This window comes from Desulfofundulus thermocisternus DSM 10259 (genome assembly GCF_000686645.1).
GTDB lineage: Bacteria > Bacillota > Desulfotomaculia > Desulfotomaculales > Desulfovirgulaceae > Desulfofundulus > Desulfofundulus australicus.
This window is the reverse complement of the sequence record NZ_JMLG01000002.1, coordinates 307,444-324,762: the sequence shown is the minus strand read 5'-3', so window position 1 is coordinate 324,762 and position 17,319 is coordinate 307,444. Positions and strand designations below refer to the sequence as shown.

The window sequence follows — 17,319 nt, the reverse complement described above, 5'->3', positions numbered from 1 at the left end:
CTGGTTAGTGAGCAAAAGGACAAGTCCATTATTTCTAAAAAATCATAAGGAGGTATTACTATGTACGTAGTAACTGTTGACCGCGAAAAATGTGAGGGTTGTGGCGAGTGCGCGGATTCCTGCCCGGGCAGCGTTCTGGAAATGAAGGATGGTAAGGCATTTGTGGCCAACCCCGATGATTGCCTGGGGTGCGAAACTTGTGTCTCTGTTTGCCCGTCGGGGGCTGTAACCCTGGAGGAAAGATAAACGATTGTTAAAGGAGGGTGAGAGGAGAAAGGTTGTCCTGTTTTTCAATTGAATGAATGAGCAAATTTCTGGAATGGACTGAAGGGGAAAGATATATTTAGGGTTATAAAGGAGGCGTGCTGATGTTTGAACCAAAGAGGCCTCAAAAAGCACTGAAATATGAAGAACTCCGGATTTATACCGATGCCGAACTCAATAACTATACCGAAGAAGAACTGAAAGAATTTAAGATAAAGCATGAAATTCCCAAGGTGGAGGAGCTGGAAAAGGGTCCCTGGCCCAGCTTTGTGGCAGATGCCAAGCAGGAGGCCCTGCGCCGCAGAAAGCTGGCCGATGACCGGATGATGATCGACCGGTATGTGGTGGAAGACCTTCTGGGCCAGCTGGAGCTCTCCTTTAATGATGGTGAGACCCACTGGAAACACGGTGGTATAGTGGGCGTGTTTGGTTACGGCGGCGGTGTTATCGGACGTTACTCCGACGTTCCGGAGAAGTTCCCCGGGATTGCCCATTTCCATACCATCCGGGTCAACCAGCCAGCCAGTAAGTTTTATAAGAGCGACTTCCTGCGTGCCCTGGCTGACCTGTGGGAGTACCGGGGCAGCGGTCTCTTCAACATGCACGGTTCCACGGGTGACATCATCCTGCTGGGGACAACCACCGAGCAACTGGAGCCCATTTTCTACGACATGACCCACGAGCTGGATCAGGACCTCGGCGGTTCAGGTTCCAACCTGCGTACTCCTTCCTGCTGTATTGGTAAAGCCCGCTGCGAATGGGCCTGCTATGACACCCAGGAAATGTGCTATGAAATGACCATGCACTACCAGGACGAGCTGCACCGTCCGGCCTTCCCGTACAAGTTTAAGTTCAAGTTTGACGGTTGCCCCAACTGCTGCGTTGCTTCCATCGCCCGGGCTGATATTGCCTTCATCGGCACCTGGCGTGACGAGATCCGTATCGATCAGGATGCTGTAAAGGCATACATCGCCGGTGACATTGTGCCCAGGGGAGGTGCCCATAGGGGCAGGGATTGGGGCAAGTTTGATATTCAAAAAGAAGTGATTGACCGCTGCCCGTCCCAGTGCATGTGGATGGAAGACGGCAAGCTGGTCATTGACAACAAGGAATGCGTGCGTTGCATGCACTGCATTAACGTTATGCCGCAGGCTCTCAGGCCGGGTAAAGACACTGGCGTGAGCATCCTGGTAGGTGCCAAGGCTCCTATCCTGGAAGGTGCCCAGATTGCCCAGGTTATCGTACCCTTTATGAAGGCCGAGCCGCCGTATGATAATGTGAAAGAAGTTATTGAAAGAATCTGGGAGTTCTGGATGGAAGAAGGTAAGAACCGCGAGCGTGTTGGAGAGCTCATCCAGCGTGTTGGCTTGCCCAAATTCCTGGAGGTAATCGGCCTGCCGCCTGCTCCGCAGATGATCAAGGCGCCGCGTTCTAACCCGTACATCTTCTGGAAGGAAGAGGACGTACCGGGTGGATTTACTAGAGACATTAAAGAATTCCGGGCCAGACACAAGAGGTAAAATATAAGGGGGTTTGTTGGATGGCTCTTTCCACTGGGAGATTCGGTAAGTTTGACCCGCAGAACCCGACCAAGGACAGGATTACAGATATAGGTCCGCGTCACTACTGGGAAAACTTCCCGCCCATTATCCAGAAGAACTACGGCAAGTGGCTTTACCACGAAGTCCTCGAGCCGGGTGTACTGGTACACGTTTCTGAAACCGGCGACAAGGTTTACACCGTGCGTTGCGGTTCGCCCCGTTTGATGACGGCCCAGCACATCCGGGAGATCTGTGACATTGCCGACAAGTACTGCGATGGCTATGTCCGCTTTACCACCCGTAACAACGTTGAATTTATCGTGGACAGCCAGGAGAAAGTGGAGGCGCTGAAAAAGGATCTGTGGAGCCGCAAGTTTGTTTCCGGGAGCTACAAGTTCCCCATTGGCGGCACGGGTGCAAGTATCACCAATATCGTGCACACCCAGGGGTATGTGCACTGCCACACCCCGGCTACCGACGCTTCATCCCTGGTTAAAGCTGTAATGGATGAGCTTTTTGACTACTTCACCGGTATGACCCTGCCGGCCAAGGTGCGGGTAGCGGTGGCCTGCTGCCTGAACATGTGCGGTGCTGTTCACTGTTCGGACATCGCCCTGCTGGGTATTCACCGGAAGCCGCCTATAGTGGACCACGAAGTCATTGATCAGGTCTGCGAGCTCCCGCTGGTTATTTCGTCCTGCCCGCTGGGCGCTATTTCGCCGGACAAGACTCCGGAAGGCAGGAGAAGCCTCAAGATTAAAGTGGAGCGCTGCATGTTCTGCGGCAACTGCTACACCATGTGCCCGGCCCTGCCCATTGCCGATAAGGAAGGCGACGGTGTAGCTATCCTGGTCGGCGGCAAGATTTCCAACGCGGTCAGCGAGCCCAAGTTCTCCAAGGTTGTGGTGGCTTACCTGCCCAACAACTTCCCGCGGTTCCCGGAAGTGGTTCAGACCGTGAAGAAGATTGTGGAAGTTTATGCTGCTGACGCGCGCAAGCATGAGCGCCTGGGCGACTGGGTCGAGCGTATCGGCTGGGAGAAATTCTTCGAAAAGACCGGTATTCCGTTTACCGAGCACCTCATTGACGACTACCGCCTGGCTTACGATACCTTCCGGACCAGCACCCAGTTCAAGTTTACGGAAGCAGCCTGGAATGTCTGCAAAGCAGCCGGTGGAATCGACTAGGTGCACCAGGGCAGGCGTTAATGAAAACGCCTGCCCAGGTCACTTCTTATATATATGAGCTGGAAAGGGTGGGATTATCTGTGGAAGAAATTAAAAAGGCGATAATTGAGTTTGCCAGCAATAGCAAGAAGACCAGATTTTATTTCAAAGACATGGAAAAAGCCGTTCAGGAAAAAATACCTACTGCCAAGGCCAGGGAAATTAAAAAGGCTGCCAGCGAGCTGGTAAATGAGGGTACTTTGATTTACTTCTCCACCGGCAGCACCACCATGTACGGCTTGAAAGAAAGGTGCGCTTCCGACGAGCCACAGCAGTAAAGACTGGCAAAGTTACATTTATTTTGTGCATATATATTCTGTGGTGGCTCAAAACGGCTTGCTATTCATAATGAGTAGCAGCCTTAATTTTTGTCAACCAGGGGGTGGATACTATGGGGGGCTCCGGTGGTTCCAACGCTTTCGTGGAAAGACAGGTAAACATGCTGCAGAGCAACCCCGGCTGCGCCACGGCCAAGTACAATCTGGGAGTTATGCTGATGGAACAGGGCCGGCTGGAGGAAGCAAAAACACTTTTTGAGGAAGCCATAGCCGATGGGACGCGCATGTTTGAAGCCTATGTTAACCTGGGTTATATTTATTTTAAACAGGGGAACCTGGAAAAGGTGGAGGAATGTAACCGCCTGGCGGTGCAGATCGAACCCCGTTACGCCCGCGGCTATGCAAACCTGGGCTTTGTCTACCTGCAGATGGAGAAGCCCGACGAAGCCATTGAAGTTCTGCAAAAAGCAATTGAATTGAATCCCAGGATAATTCAGGCCTGGTGCAACCTGGCAAACGCTTACCTCCAGAAAGGTGATCTGGATCGGGCGCTGGAGACCAATCTGAAGATGCTGGAAATTGCACCCGACTTTTCGCTGGGCCACAATAACCTGGCCTACGTTTATTACCTGAAAGGGGACATGAACAGGGCGGCGGAGCACCTGAAGCAGGCTCTGGAACTGGGTTTTGAGGCCCATCCGGAATTTTTAAAAGAAATGGAACCATATCTCAATAACACGCACGACAGGGGGAATGGCCATTGCCCATCTACGAGTTCCGATGCCTGAGCTGCGGGAATCTATTTGAAAAACTGTTTTTGATTCCCAATGAAAAAGTGGAAATTCGCTGCCCCAAGTGTCAATCCGATTCCTTTGAGCGGGTGATCAGCCGCGTCAATTATGTGAACAGGTCTGGTTCCAGTTCAGGGACGCCAAAAGTGGTCACCAAATCCTGCAGTCCTGGCAGTACCTGCGCCACCTTTGAGATACCGGGGCCGGGCGAATAAAATACAGGGGAGTGGAACATGAGGGGAAAACCTCCTGTAAAGGATTATGTGCAGGCACCTGTTTGTCCCTTCTGCGGGGAAAACATTGAACGGCCCCGGGAGGTGGTGACCACGGCGGGTTCGCCGGGTATGCCGGTGGGTTCCTGCCCGTGCGGCGCGGTATATGCTTTTGACATATCGGGACGCAACCTGGGTTCCGCCTTTATCGAGGCCCTGGTGTTTGCATGCAACATGGACTGGGACCTGGCCTGGGAATTGCTTCCGGACAGGGATTACCGGGAAAAGATCGTCGAGAATTACGACCCGGAAAACCATCTGCTTATTCCGGGAGGGTTTTTTGAAGGGAGAAAAATTACCGGGGCACTGTATTTTATCAGGTTGAACAGGGGCCTGCCCGGAACCGGGCGGGTGACGGGATGCGGGCGTGCTGTAACCGGGACCAGGGAAAAAGCAGGGGAAAAAGCTGCCTGTAGAAAAATATCTAAAAAAGAACTGGAGGCCTGGGTTAAGGATTACCGGGTGGAGGAAGTTCTCCAGGCCGCTTCCCGGGATCAGAAGATACTCTGGCTGCTGAGGAGGCTTTTTTGTGCCGCCGACATCCTCCTCAGGATGCGGGCTGCCGACCTGGCGGGCAAGGCGGCCGGTATAATTGCCGGGGAGAACCCGGCTCAGGTGGCGGAATTTCTGAAGGCGTTGCTCAATTCCCTGTCCGATACGGGAACATCAAGCTGGGCGACCCTTGATGCCGCAGGTGAGATTATTAGTTGCGCACCCGATAAATTTGCCGGCTACCTGCCAGCATTAATACCCTTTTTACGTGAGGAGCATTTAAAGGCAGATGTCCTGCGGGCTTTATGGAAAGTTGCCGCTGTTAAACCGGAGTTGCTGCAGGGCTTTACCGGCCATCTTGCCAGCCTGCTGGATGACGATAGACCGGAAGTGCGGGGATACGCAATTTTAATTCTCGGCGCGCTGAAGGAAACCGAGGTTAAAAAGGAGCTGGAGGCGCTGCTCGGGGATAATGCGGAGATAACTGTCTATGAGGACGGGCAGTTAAGCAACAGGAGAGTTGGCCAGCTGGCAGAAGAAGTGTTAAAGAATATGAACAGGATATAAGTAATTTTTCCCTAGAGCAGGAATTAACAAAAGGTATGCCGAATAATCATTCGTGAAAGTTATTTTTTTTCTAAATACAGGCAACTGGCTGATACCTGTTGAAAGGGAGGGGGTAAATGGAGGTCGAAGGATAAAGATTGGTACGGGATGAGGGGGAGATATAAAAGAGGAGGTGTCAGTGTTGACCTATTTTATTGCTCAAATACTACCTTATATAACGGTAACCGTTTTTATCATCGGTGTTATTTACCGCCTCTGGCGGTGGGCGGCGTCGCGGATCGTGCACAATATTACCCTTTCACCCTTCCCCCAGACCAAAACAGAAGTTGCAGCCATTTACCTGCGTGAAATCGTGCTCTTCAACAATGTTTTCAAGTTTGACCGCCCGCTATGGGTGGGCGCCTGGCCCATGCATATTGCCCTGCTCAATGTAATAGGGGGTCATGTGGTCGGCTTTTACTTCCTGGGCAAGCAATTTGTTTATCTGGGTGCCTCGGAAGCGCTCAGTACCTATTTATCTAATTTATTAGGGACGGTTTTTGGAATTATCCTGCTGGCCGGGTTACTTTATCTCCTATACAGGCGCATTGCTATTGACAAGGTAAGACAGGTATCCAATCCGAGTGACTACCTGATGTTGCTTTTACTCATCTCTATTGTATCCCTGGGTAATTTCATGCGCCTGGTTCCTGAGTACGGTATGCACTACGAGCCGGTGAGGGAATATTTTACCACCCTTATCCTGTTCCAGCCGGCGGCAATCCCCGAGGGCAACCCGTTCTTTATCCTTCACCTGCTGCTGGCGCAGATTTTAATTATGATCCTGCCCTTCAGCAAGCTGATGCACCTGTTTGGCATGTTTGGCATGCGCTGGATTGAAAACCGGATTTATAAGGAGCCGGCCCCCGGGCTGCCCAATGTGGACGTGGCTGCTGCCCGGGCCAGGGGAACCGGCCTTCCGTCCGCCGGCAGCACAGACGTGGCTTAGAGGGGGTGTAACAGTTGCCAGAATATAAGGGTTGGAAAATGCCGGTAAAAGCTACAGCCGAGGATATGCGCCGGATACACATCGAGCCGGTGCCCGATGACCAGAAGGTTGAAAAGGCCATCCAGTATCTCGACGAGATGCGCAAAAAATTTCGCTCTTTCGTCCTGGCCATGGAGTCATGCGTGAAATGCGGCCTGTGCGCCGAAAACTGCCATACTTACCTGGGAACCAGGGATCCCAACAACATTCCCACCAACCGGGCGGAGCTGATCCGCAAAATATACCGCCGTTATTTCACCCTGGAAGGGCGCTGGTTCGGCAAGCTGGTGGGGGCGGAAGACCTCAACCTGGATATCATCGAGCAGTGGTACTCCTACTTTTACCAGTGCAATGAGTGCCGGCGCTGCGCCCATGTCTGCCCCTTTGGCATTGACACCTGTGAGGTAACCATGATTGGGCGCCAGATCCTCCACTGGCTGGGTATTGTGCCCAAGCTTCATGCCGATGTAGGGGCGGCTATGGAAAGGACGGGCAACCATACCGGTCTGACCAAGCCGGCCATTGTTGATACCCTGGAATTCCTGTCCGAGGAAATTAAGGACGAGTTCGGTGTTGATGTGGAGTTCCCTGTGGATAAAGAAGGGGCCGACATCATGTATGTGCCCTCTTCCGCCGACTTCCTGCTCAACCCCTATACCTTGATGGGTGCAGGGATGTTTTTCACCTACATCGGTGCCAACTGGACTATTCCCAGTACCATTACAGAAGCGGGTAATTTCGGCCTGCTCTTCGACCAGCAGCATACCATGCGCCATAACTTCACCCGCCTGCTGCATGCAGCCCAGAAACTGGGCGTCAAGAAGATTGTCTGGGGTGAGTGTGGCCATGGCTGGCGGGCATGGAAAATGTACCTGCCGGGTATGGCTGATCTGCCCATCCGCTGGCCGATAACCCATATTCATGACGAGGTGGCCTATTATATTCGCACCAACCAGCTGAAACTGGATCCCAACAAGATCGGCCGGCCGGTAACCCTCCACGATCCCTGCAACTACGTGCGGGCCTGTGGCATGGCCGAAACGCTGCGCACGGTGATCAGGGCGTGTGTGGCCGATTTCAGAGAAATGTATCCGAATAAAGAGAACAACTTCTGTTGCGGTGGCGGTTCGGCCATACTCTTTGACGACCCTGAAATGTACCAGCTGCGCATTAAATTCTCCCAGAAAAAGGCTGAACAGGTTCGTGCCACCGGGGTGGGCAGGGATGGGAACGGCATCCTGTGCGCTCCCTGCTCCATCTGTAAGGCCCAGCTGTATCCCATGGTCGAGGAACATCAACTGGGAGTGGAAGTTAAGGGATTGATCGACCTTGTGGGTATGGCCCTGGTGTGGAAGTAAACTGGGAATAAACGGGTTTTCTTAAATCATTGACTTGTTTATCCAGGAGTGATATTCTTTTAAGGGGGTGGTCAGGCTCCATACGGGCACCAGGCACCTGGCCCGGAATTTTTATAAAGATATGTAATTTTTAAATGGGTTTTGTGGAATGCTGGAACAATGCTAAACTAATGGAGGTGTTAAGCACATGCCATCCATCAATGTAAATGGTGTGGAAATTGAACAGGACGAGGACGGGTTCATTGTTGACCCGAACCTGTGGAACGAAGATGTGGCCAAGGCACTGGCAGCTCAGGAAGGTATCTCCGAGCTGACCGATGAGCACTGGAAGGTAGTCAATTACCTGCGTAACTACTACCTGCAGTTCCAGATTGCCCCCATGATCCGCAAACTCTGCAAGGAGACGGGCTTCAGCTTGAAAAAGATCTACGAGCTGTTCCCCTCTGGTCCGGCTAAAGGTGCCTGTAAAGTGGCCGGCTTGCCCAAGCCCACCGGCTGCGTGTAATAGATGAGGTTTTCTACACTTATTTGAAGGTCGCCCCGAAGGGCGACCAACCTTTATGTTCTTCCTTTTCGGGGCACAGGCTTAAGCAGTGAGATGCGGCAGTGGAGCTTATGACTGTGCCCATCCTTCCTGTACGGGGTGCGAGGCGAAAGGCGTGATACTGGCGCGATGAAAGATAGGAAGAACGGTAACAAATGCATACCTCGCCTGGTGATTGGTGCACCCCGGGGCCGCTCGGGAAAGACCACGGTAACAATTGGCCTGCTGGCTGCTCTGGTTCGTCATTTAAAGCTGGTGGTGCAGCCTTTTAAAAAGGGGCCGGATTTTATCGATCCGGGCTGGCTCAGCCGTGTGGCCGGCCGGGCTTGCCGTAACCTGGACAGTTATCTCATGTCCGGAGAAACCATCCGGTATTCGCTCCTGCGCCACAGCCGTGATGCCGATATGGCCGTGGTGGAAGGTGCCATGGGCCTTTTTGACGGCGTGGATCTGGAGGGTAGCGGTAGCACCGCGGAAATAGCCAGGATCATTGCTGCACCGGTTATTCTGGTTGTGGATACCACCAGGATGACCCGTAGCGTGGCACCCCTGGTGCAGGGTTTCATGCGCTTCGACCCCCGGATAAAGGTGGCCGGAGTTGTCTTAAACCGGGTTGCCCGCCGCCGTCACGAACAAATGTTGCGCGGTGCCCTGGAAAAGTACTGCGGGATCCCGGTGCTGGGGGTTATTCCGAAGGGTAAAAAAATGGTGATACCGGATCGCCACCTGGGGCTGGTACCCGCCGGGGAGCGGGACGAACTGGAACAGGCGCTGGAGGAGATTGCCCGGGTGGCCCGGGAATGCCTGGATCTTGAAGGCATCCTGGCTGTCGCCCGCCAGGCTCCACCCCTGGAGATGGCAGCCGGGGGGGATGCTCCAGATGATGGAATGCCGGACAACAAACCGGTAATTGGTGTATTTCGCGATCGGGCCTTCTCCTTTTATTATCCTGAAAACCTGGAGGCGTTGCAGGAGGCTGGAGCCAGGCTGGTATATATCGATGCCCTGCGGGATCCGGATTTGCCGCAGGTAGACGCGCTCTATATTGGGGGCGGTTTTCCCGAGGTATTTGCCGGCCAGCTGGAGGCCAATGAAGGGCTGCGCAAATCGGTACTCCGGGCTGTTGAGGCGGGGTTGCCGGTTTATGCCGAGTGCGGGGGGTTAATGTACCTGGGCCGGCAGATATTCTGGCAGGGCCGTTCCTACCGCATGTGTGGTGCCCTGCCCTTTGATGTGGTGATGGAAGACAGGCCCTGCGGTCACGGTTATGAAGTGGTGGAAGTAACCGGGGAAAACCCCTTTTTCCCAGCCGGGAGTGTGATCAAGGGACATGAATTTCACCATTCCCGCCTGGTGAACGTGGACCGGGATGTTCGTTTTGCCTACAGGGTTTTGCGGGGCAGTGGTATTGACGGTGAAAGGGACGGCGTCGTATACAGGAATGTCCTGGCGTCCTACAATCACATTCACGCCCTGGCCACGCCCCGGTGGGCGGAAGCGCTGGTGGAACGGGCCCGGCAGTGGCGGGCCCATCGGGGGATGGGCAATATATAGAAAGCGGGGAAGGGAGAGGCATGGGGCGCCGCAGCCGGTAAGCTGCGGCGCCCCGCTTTTTATTAGGCGAGCGGGGCAGAGGAAAATACCTTTAAATTTTCCCGCTTCCGCTCATATTTCTACCGGCCCCGGCTCATACTAAAAAGGGAATTTAAGGTCGGATTCATCACAGGGAAGGGGGTTGGGGCGGGGTGAAAGCGGGGGGCGATTATCTCCGCCGGTCCATTTTGATAGCCATAACCCTGGCCGTCCTGGCTGCCGGTATGTCAGCCCTTACCGGACAAACACATGCTCAGGAACGCATCCTGTACTGGGGGCTGAGCGGTGAGGACGTCATCAGGGTGCAGCAGCGCCTGAAGGAATGGGGATATTACAACGGCCCGGTGGACGGTTTTTACGGCAACGAAACTCAGCAGGCGGTGGTTAATTTTCAGTTAAATAACGGCCTGGTTCCCGATGGTACGGTGGGGCCCGAAACATGGGCCGCACTGGGATTTTCCCCGGCGCCCGCAGCGTCACCACCGGGGGAGCCAGCAGGCGTTTCCCGGGGAGTAACCAACAGGGACGAGGTCTACCTGCTGGCCAGGGTTATTGAAGGAGAAGCCGCCGACGAACCGTTATTAGGAAAAGTGGCCGTGGGGGCGGTGATTTTGAACCGTACCAGATGCGCGGCCTTTCCCAACAGCCTGGCCGGGGTTATCTATCAGCCCCACGCCTTTGAATCGGTGAGTAACGGCCAGTATAATCGCCCGGTAAGCGAGGAATCCCTGCAGGCTGCCATGATGGCCATGTGCGGCTGGGATCCCACGGGTGGCTGCCTGTACTTCTGGAACCCTGCCAAGCCGGTGAACCCGTGGATCTGGACCCGGGACGTCGTCACCCAGATTGGCCGTCACATCTTTGCCCGTTAAGGGGAGGTTGGGGAGTGTGGAGATAAGGGAAAAACACTGGCTCTGGATACTGGCTGCCGGCGTAGTACTGGCAGGTGCTCTGGGGTACTGGGGCTACCAGCAGTTTACTGTACGCCAGCGTCTGGAAACGGCCCTGAATAACAAGTATTACCGGGCCCTGTATGACCTGACGGAAAACGTGCAGAATATGGAAGTGCTGCTTTCCAAAAGTCTGGTGGCCGGAACACCGGAAGCGCAGAGCACCTTCCTAATGGAACTCTGGCAGCGGGCCATGGCGGCCCAGGCGAATTTAAACCAGCTGCCGGTAACCGATGCCCTGACCGGGCGCACATCCAAATTCCTGACCCAGGTGGGAGATTATGCCCACTCATTAATGCAGCAGGCAGTCAGGGGAGAACTGGAGTCCGGCCAGCAGTGGGAGACTATCAAGCGCCTCTACCAGCAATCCGCCGACCTGAACCTGGCCCTGCACGAACTACAAAGCCGTATAGCTTCGGGCCAGCTTTATCTGAGCGAGCTGGCGCGGGAGAGCAGGCGCACCCTGGGCCGTGAGGGGCCGCGCCTGGCCAATACCAGCTTTCAGGCTATTGAGAAACATATGGAAAACTTCCCCACCCTGATCTATGACGGGCCCTTTTCCGATCACCTGGGAAAAAGAGTAGCCCGGGGAGTCACCGGGGAAAACATCAGCAGGGAGAAAGCCCGGGCCAGAGCGCTGGAGGTAACCGGGGATCGGGGCAGGTATGTGGTGGAACGGGTGGGGGAATCCCGGGGAAAAATCCCTTCATATCTGGTGGAACTGCGCCCTTTAAGGAAGGGCGGTGTGCCGGTAACAGTGGCCATTACCCGCCAGGGGGGTCATTTGAACTGGATGGCCAGTGGCCGCAGGATTGGGCATGCTACCTGGAGCATGGAAAAGGCCAGGCAAAAAGCCCGGGACTATCTGGTCTCACTGGGCTACCGGGACATGGTGCCGGTTTACTATGAGAAGCAAAACGGGCTTGCCGTGTTCAATTTCGCAGCCACCCAGGAACAGGTAGTTCTTTACCCGGATCAGATAAAAGTTTCCGTGGCCCTGGATAACGGCCAGATTATGGGAATAGAAGCATCGAGCTACCTCATGAATCACAGCAGGCGTGAGCTTCCCCGCCCCCGGATTGGACCTCAGGAAGCAAGACAGAAGCTCAACCCCAGGCTCAAAGAGATAAAGGGCGGCCGGCTGGTCCTCATACCCGTACCGCCGGACAGGGAAAAACTGGCCTATGAATTCCAGGCCCACCTGGACAGGGATCTTTTCCTTGTTTATATTGATGCCCTGGATGGCAGTGAGGTCCAGGTCCTGCGGGTGGTGCGGAATCCGGAAGGCATATTGACTCTCTAGCATCGGGCTCCGCCCTAAAAATAATTACCTGTTGACAGCAGCTGAAACACATGCTAGTATTTAACTTAACTTAATATGGCAGTATGGCCATGAAGGGGAAGAAGGGTACCTGTACCAGACCAGCGAGCCGGGGAGGGTGCAAGCCCGGCTGGGAAAGTGCCCGTGCCGCCCCGGAGCCGGGGACCGAAAGGTGAAACTACCGAGTATGTCCTCCCGGCAGCCCGCCGTTACCGGGCCGTGAGAGGGTCGCCTGTTTTCGTGCTGGCGGCCAAGGTGGGTGGTACCGCGAGACCGGGCTCTCGTCCCATTGGGGCGAGAGCCCTTTCGATTTAAAAAGACAGGCCGGGTAGAGGGGTGAGCTGGTGAATAAACTGGAATTGCTCGAGATACTGGAAAACAATGCTAGAGTAACGCCGGAAGAAATTGCCGTCATGCTGCAGTCCGATCCCGCCAGTGTACGCCGGGCCATCAAGGAACTTGAAGAAAACAAGACGATATTAAAGTACATGACCCTGGTGAACTGGGAAAAAGCGGGCGAGGAGAAGGTTTCGGCCATGATTGAGGTGCGCATAACACCCCAGCGGGACGTGGGTTTTGACGCTGTGGCCAGGAGAATTTGCCGGTTTCCCGAGGTGCGCAGCGTTCGCTTGATGTCCGGAGCTTATGACCTGGCCGTTTTCATTGAAGGGCGCACCATGCGGGAAGTAAGTAATTTTGTGGCCACCAAACTGGCCACCATTGAAGGCGTGGTCAGCACCACCACCCATTTCGTGCTGAAAACATACAAGCAGGACGGCGTTATTGTGGACGATGGCGAGGAAGATCGCCGGCTGATGATCACGCCGTAAGAAAAATAAAGCGGAAAAATGTTAATAGAAAGAGCGGGGAGGAAGACGTGGATGAACGAAGCCTGGTGTGAGCGGATCAACCCTGTGGTAAGGAACATTCCTTCATCGGGAATTCGCCGCTTTTTCGATATGGTGGCTGAAACCAGGGGGGTTATTTCCCTGGGCGTGGGAGAACCGGACTTTGTCACACCCTGGCATATCCGGGAAGCCTGCATTTATTCCCTGGAAAAGGGATATACCATGTATACATCCAACAGCGGCCTCCTGGAGTTGCGCTGTGCCATTGCCCGCGATCTGGCCGGCAGCTACGGCGTGACCTATGACCCCCGGAAGGAGATCCTGGTTACGGTGGGGGTGAGCCAGGCCCTGGACCTGGCTTTAAGGGCGCTGGTGAGCCCCGGGGATGAGGTGCTCATCCCGGAACCGTCCTACGTTTCTTATGCCCCGACGGTGATGCTGGCCGGCGGGAAGGTGGTTCCCCTGCCCACGACCATGGAGGAAGGCTTTTCCCTGCATGCCCACCAGGTTGAAGCAGCTATTACGCCACGCACCAAACTCCTTGTGCTGTGTTACCCCAACAACCCCACCGGAGCGGTAATGTCCAGGGAAAACCTGCGGGAAATTATGGAGATTGTCAGGGCTCACGACCTGATTGTTATTTCAGATGAAATATATGACAAATTAACCTATGAAGGACAGCATACCTGTGTGGCCAGCCTGCCGGGCATGAAGGAACGCACCATACTTTTAAACGGCTTTTCCAAATCTTACGCCATGACGGGCTGGAGGATAGGTTACGCCTGCGGCAACCCGGATTTTATCGCCGCCATGACCAAGATCCACCAGTATACCATGCTCTGTGCCCCCATTACCGCTCAAATGGCCGCCCTGGAGGCACTGAAAAATGGCCGGCCGGCCATGGAGCGGATGATCCGCGAGTATAACCGCCGGCGTCACGTGGTTATCCATGCTTTCAAGGACATGGGCCTGCCCTGTTTTGAGCCCAGGGGAGCTTTTTATGCCTTCCCGGAGATCAGGGCTACCGGTTTATCTTCAGAGGAGTTTGCTGAAGTTCTGCTCCAGGAAGAAAAGGTGGCCGTGGTTCCTGGAAATGCCTTCGGCTCCAGCGGTGAGGGCTTCGTGCGCTGTTCATACGCCGCTTCCCTGGAAGATCTGGGAGAAGCCCTGCGACGCATGGCCCAGTTTGTGCGCCGGCTGGGTGTCCGGCCGCGGGTAATTTCCACCTCAACCAGGCCCCTTTTACCCCGGGGGGCCGGCATGAATGCGGCCGGGAGCGCCCGTTCCTGAGAAAAGATAGCCCCGAATTAAAATCGGGGCAGGAATAGAGCTTCCGGCGTAGAATAAAATATGTCTGAACATGTCACCAGTAGGCTGGTGGCGCTAAAAAAAGCAGGATGGGAGGACGGCAGGAATGAAAATATTGCTACTGTGTCTTTTTGTGGGTGTCCTTCTTTACAGCGGGTACTGCAGTATGGGTCGTAACCGGACGGTGGGAGATTTCTTTCTGGGCGGAAGGAACATGGGTCCCTGGCTTTCCGCTTTTGCGTACGGGACCACATATTTTTCAGCGGTGATTTTTATCGGTTATGCCGGCAAGGTGGGCTGGGGATACGGCATGGCCGCCCTGTGGATTGTAGTGGGCAACACCCTGGTGGGGAGCCTGCTGGCCTGGCTGGTTCTGGCCAGGCGGACGCGGCTCATGACCGCCCGGCTGGGAGCCATGACCATGCCGGAATTCCTGGAAGCCCGCTATCAAAGCCGGGCCATGAAAATATACGGAGCCCTGATTATATTCATCTTCCTGGTACCCTATTCAGCATCCGTCTTCATGGGTTTGAGTTATTTATTTAACCAGATATTTGGCCTGCCTTACCTGTATGCTGCCTTACTGATGTGCCTGCTGACGGCCCTGTACCTGGTTATGGGTGGTTACCGGGCTGTAGCCCTGACGGATGTAATCCAGGGTACGGTTATGCTGGCCGGGGTGGGCATGCTGCTCTATTATGTCCTGGGGGCTCCCCAGGTGGGGGGAATAGTGCAGGGGCTTGAAAGGCTGGCGGCAATTAACCCCGGCCTGGTCAGCCCGGCCGGGCCCGGGGGGCAGTGGTTGCCGCTGGCTGCCCTGGTTGTTCTAACCAGTCTCGGGCCCTGGGGGCTGCCTCAAATGATCCAGAAGTTCTACGCCATCAGGGACGAAAGGGCCATTCCCCCCGCCATGGTGGTTTCCACTATTTTCGCCCTGGTAATCACCTTTGGGGCCTATTTTACCGGTTCTCTTACACACCTGTTCTTTGATAAATTACCCGTGGATCCGGCCACCGGCAAGCCAACCCCCGATATGCTCATGCCAATTCTCATTCACAGCACCCTTCCCGAGCTGGGGGCTACCCTTATTCTTCTTCTGGTGCTTTCGGCATCCATGTCCACCCTGTCTTCCCTGGTGCTGGTGAGCAGTTCAGCAATTTCCATAGATCTGGTGCAGAGTTTGAAGCCAGGATGGGCTAGAAAGCACGGTGTACTCATTATGCGCTTATTATGCTGCCTTTTCATAGCTCTTTCCCTGATCATCGCCCTGGTCAAGCCGGCTATTATTTTAAGCTTAATGGCCATATCCTGGGGTACGGTGGCCGGAGCTTTCCTGGCTCCCTACATCTACGGTCTTTTCTGGCGGGGTACCACGCCTGCAGGGGCCTGGGCCGGCACAATAAGCGGGCTGGGCTGTTCGGTAATCCTCTCCCTCTATTACCGGCTTGATGCGGCGGTTATCCCCCTGGTGGGGTCGCTGTCCATGCTTATCCCCCTGCTGGTGGTGCCGGTGATCAGCCTGGTTACCCGTCCCCTGCCGGTCGAGGTGGTGGAAAGGGCCTTTGGTCGGGATGAAGCTGTAAAAAGGCAGACATTACTTAAATGCAAGGAAGTGGAGAGTTCATGATCTGGGATCACAGGCACGAATGCATGGACAGGGAAGAACTCCGGTCCCTGCAGCTACAGCGGTTAAAAGAGGTGCTGCACCGTGTCTACCAGCGGGTACCTTACTACCGCCAGTTATTTGATGCTCACGGCGTGAGGCCAGAGGACCTGCGCAGCCTGGAGGATATCCAGAAATTTCCTTTTACTACCAAAGCAGCCCTGCGGGATAACTACCCGTACGGGCTCTTTGCTGTTCCGCTGAAGGATGTGGTCCGGCTGCATGCCTCTTCCGGAACCACGGGAAAGCCCATTGTGGTGGGATACACCAGAAAAGATCTGGAAATCTGGTCCGAGCTGGTGGCCAGGATAGTTACCCAGGCCGGGGTCACCAGCGATGACGTGGTGCAGATTACCTTTGGTTACGGCCTGTTCACCGGCGCTTTTGGACTTCATTACGGGCTGGAGAAGGTGGGCGCCACCATAGTTCCTTCCTCCGTGGGCAACAGTGAAAAGCAGATCATGCTGATGAAGGATTTTGGTACCACGGTGCTGGTGGGAACCCCTTCCTACGCCCTGCACCTGGGGGAGACCGCCCGTTCCATGGGCATTGATCCTGCCGGGTTGAAGGTCAGGCTGGGCCTGTTTGGTTCCGAAGCCTGGAGTGAGGAAATGCGCCGGGAGCTGGAAAAAATGTGGGGTATGAAAGCCACCGATAATTACGGCCTGTCGGAGGTAATGGGACCCGGGGTGTGCGGCGAGTGCGGTTTAAAGCAGGGGATGCATATAGCCGAGGATCATTTCCTGGTGGAAATTGTCGATCCGGAAACCGGGGAAGCCCTGGATTACGGTCAGGAGGGTGAAGTGGTAATTACCACCCTGACCAAGGAAGCATTGCCGGTAATTCGTTACCGCACCCGGGATATTTCCGTCATCAATCCCGAGCCCTGTGCCTGCGGGCGCACCAGCGCCCGGCTGCGCCGGGTCACCGGGCGTACCGATGACATGCTGATCATTTCCGGGGTAAACGTTTTCCCCTCGCAAATTGAAAGCGTTTTAATCGAGGTGGAGGGGGTTTCACCCCATTATCAAATTGTGGTGGATAAAAGGGGCTACCTGGATTACCTGGAGGTCCAGGTGGAAATGACGGAAGAGTTCTTTACCGGGAGCTTCCGGGACCTGGAAGCTCTCGAGGAGAAAATCCGCCGCCGCCTCCAGACGGTGCTCTCCATCAACCCGCGGGTGCGCCTGCTGGAACCGCACTCCATTGAGCGCAGCCAGGGCAAGGCCAGGCGGATTATCGACAGGCGGCGCGCGGAAGGAAAGGTTTAAAAGCG

The 17,319-nt window shown here is 54.9% G+C and carries 17 protein-coding genes; all 17 read left to right on the top strand.

The genetic code is table 11. The features are described 5' to 3' along the window. Positions 1-60 precede the first annotated feature (60 nt). On the top strand, positions 61-246 hold the full coding sequence (locus tag BR83_RS0103675) for an ATP-binding protein (RefSeq protein WP_027355935.1): 186 nt from the start codon (positions 61-63) through the stop codon (positions 244-246). A gap of 122 nt (positions 247-368) precedes the next feature. Then, the gene (gene dsrA, locus BR83_RS0103670; RefSeq protein ID WP_083543138.1) at positions 369-1,784 is read left to right on the top strand and encodes a dissimilatory-type sulfite reductase subunit alpha; all 1,416 of its coding nucleotides are present in this window, start codon (positions 369-371) and stop codon (positions 1,782-1,784) included. Between the two features lie 20 nt (positions 1,785-1,804). Next, complete coding sequence (gene dsrB / locus BR83_RS0103665) at positions 1,805-2,992, top strand: dissimilatory-type sulfite reductase subunit beta (protein ID WP_027355933.1); 1,188 nt, start codon at positions 1,805-1,807, stop codon at positions 2,990-2,992. Between the two features lie 20 nt (positions 2,993-3,012). Next, positions 3,013-3,309, top strand: a complete 297-nt coding sequence (locus BR83_RS0103660; protein WP_242655885.1) for a dissimilatory sulfite reductase D family protein — start codon at positions 3,013-3,015, stop codon at positions 3,307-3,309. 113 nt (positions 3,310-3,422) lie between these two features. Next, the gene (locus BR83_RS15005) at positions 3,423-4,097 is read left to right on the top strand and encodes a tetratricopeptide repeat protein (protein WP_051617837.1); all 675 of its coding nucleotides are present in this window, start codon (positions 3,423-3,425) and stop codon (positions 4,095-4,097) included. Next, entirely contained in the window at positions 4,070-4,315 is a 246-nt protein-coding gene (locus BR83_RS16595) for an FmdB family zinc ribbon protein (protein ID WP_084327054.1), read from the top strand. The genes BR83_RS15005 and BR83_RS16595 overlap by 28 nt, the downstream gene beginning before the upstream one ends. 18 nt (positions 4,316-4,333) lie before the next feature. Next, a complete protein-coding gene (locus tag BR83_RS0103645) occupies positions 4,334-5,431 on the top strand; it encodes a DVU0298 family protein (RefSeq protein ID WP_027355931.1) in 1,098 nt (365 codons plus the stop codon). Positions 5,432-5,612: 181 nt separating this feature from the next. Beyond that, complete coding sequence (locus tag BR83_RS0103640; protein WP_027355930.1) at positions 5,613-6,419, top strand: respiratory nitrate reductase subunit gamma; 807 nt, start codon at positions 5,613-5,615, stop codon at positions 6,417-6,419. Positions 6,420-6,433: 14 nt separating this feature from the next. Next, positions 6,434-7,816, top strand: a complete 1,383-nt coding sequence (gene dsrK, locus BR83_RS0103635) for a sulfate reduction electron transfer complex DsrMKJOP subunit DsrK (RefSeq protein ID WP_027355929.1) — start codon at positions 6,434-6,436, stop codon at positions 7,814-7,816. Positions 7,817-8,003: 187 nt separating this feature from the next. Then, entirely contained in the window at positions 8,004-8,321 is a 318-nt protein-coding gene (locus tag BR83_RS0103630) for a TusE/DsrC/DsvC family sulfur relay protein (RefSeq protein WP_027355928.1), read from the top strand. Positions 8,322-8,489: 168 nt separating this feature from the next. Next, positions 8,490-9,914, top strand: coding sequence for a cobyrinate a,c-diamide synthase (locus BR83_RS0103625; RefSeq protein ID WP_027355927.1), 1,425 nt, complete (start codon positions 8,490-8,492; stop codon positions 9,912-9,914). Between the two features lie 263 nt (positions 9,915-10,177). After that, complete coding sequence (sleB, locus tag BR83_RS0103620) at positions 10,178-10,825, top strand: spore cortex-lytic enzyme (protein WP_083543141.1); 648 nt, start codon at positions 10,178-10,180, stop codon at positions 10,823-10,825. A 16-nt stretch (positions 10,826-10,841) separates the two neighbouring features. Continuing rightward, complete coding sequence (gene ypeB, locus BR83_RS0103615; protein ID WP_051617830.1) at positions 10,842-12,206, top strand: germination protein YpeB; 1,365 nt, start codon at positions 10,842-10,844, stop codon at positions 12,204-12,206. Positions 12,207-12,568: 362 nt separating this feature from the next. Then, positions 12,569-13,054 (top strand): Lrp/AsnC family transcriptional regulator, encoded by a 486-nt coding sequence (locus tag BR83_RS0103610; RefSeq protein ID WP_027355924.1) that lies wholly within the window; start codon positions 12,569-12,571, stop codon positions 13,052-13,054. A 51-nt stretch (positions 13,055-13,105) separates the two neighbouring features. Next, complete coding sequence (locus BR83_RS0103605) at positions 13,106-14,362, top strand: aminotransferase class I/II-fold pyridoxal phosphate-dependent enzyme (protein WP_027355923.1); 1,257 nt, start codon at positions 13,106-13,108, stop codon at positions 14,360-14,362. A gap of 124 nt (positions 14,363-14,486) precedes the next feature. Further along, positions 14,487-16,007 (top strand): sodium:solute symporter family protein, encoded by a 1,521-nt coding sequence (locus tag BR83_RS0103600; RefSeq protein WP_027355922.1) that lies wholly within the window; start codon positions 14,487-14,489, stop codon positions 16,005-16,007. Continuing rightward, on the top strand, positions 16,004-17,314 hold the full coding sequence (locus tag BR83_RS0103595; protein ID WP_027355921.1) for a phenylacetate--CoA ligase family protein: 1,311 nt from the start codon (positions 16,004-16,006) through the stop codon (positions 17,312-17,314). Before BR83_RS0103600 ends, BR83_RS0103595 begins: the two co-directional genes overlap by 4 nt. Positions 17,315-17,319: the final 5 nt, after the last annotated feature.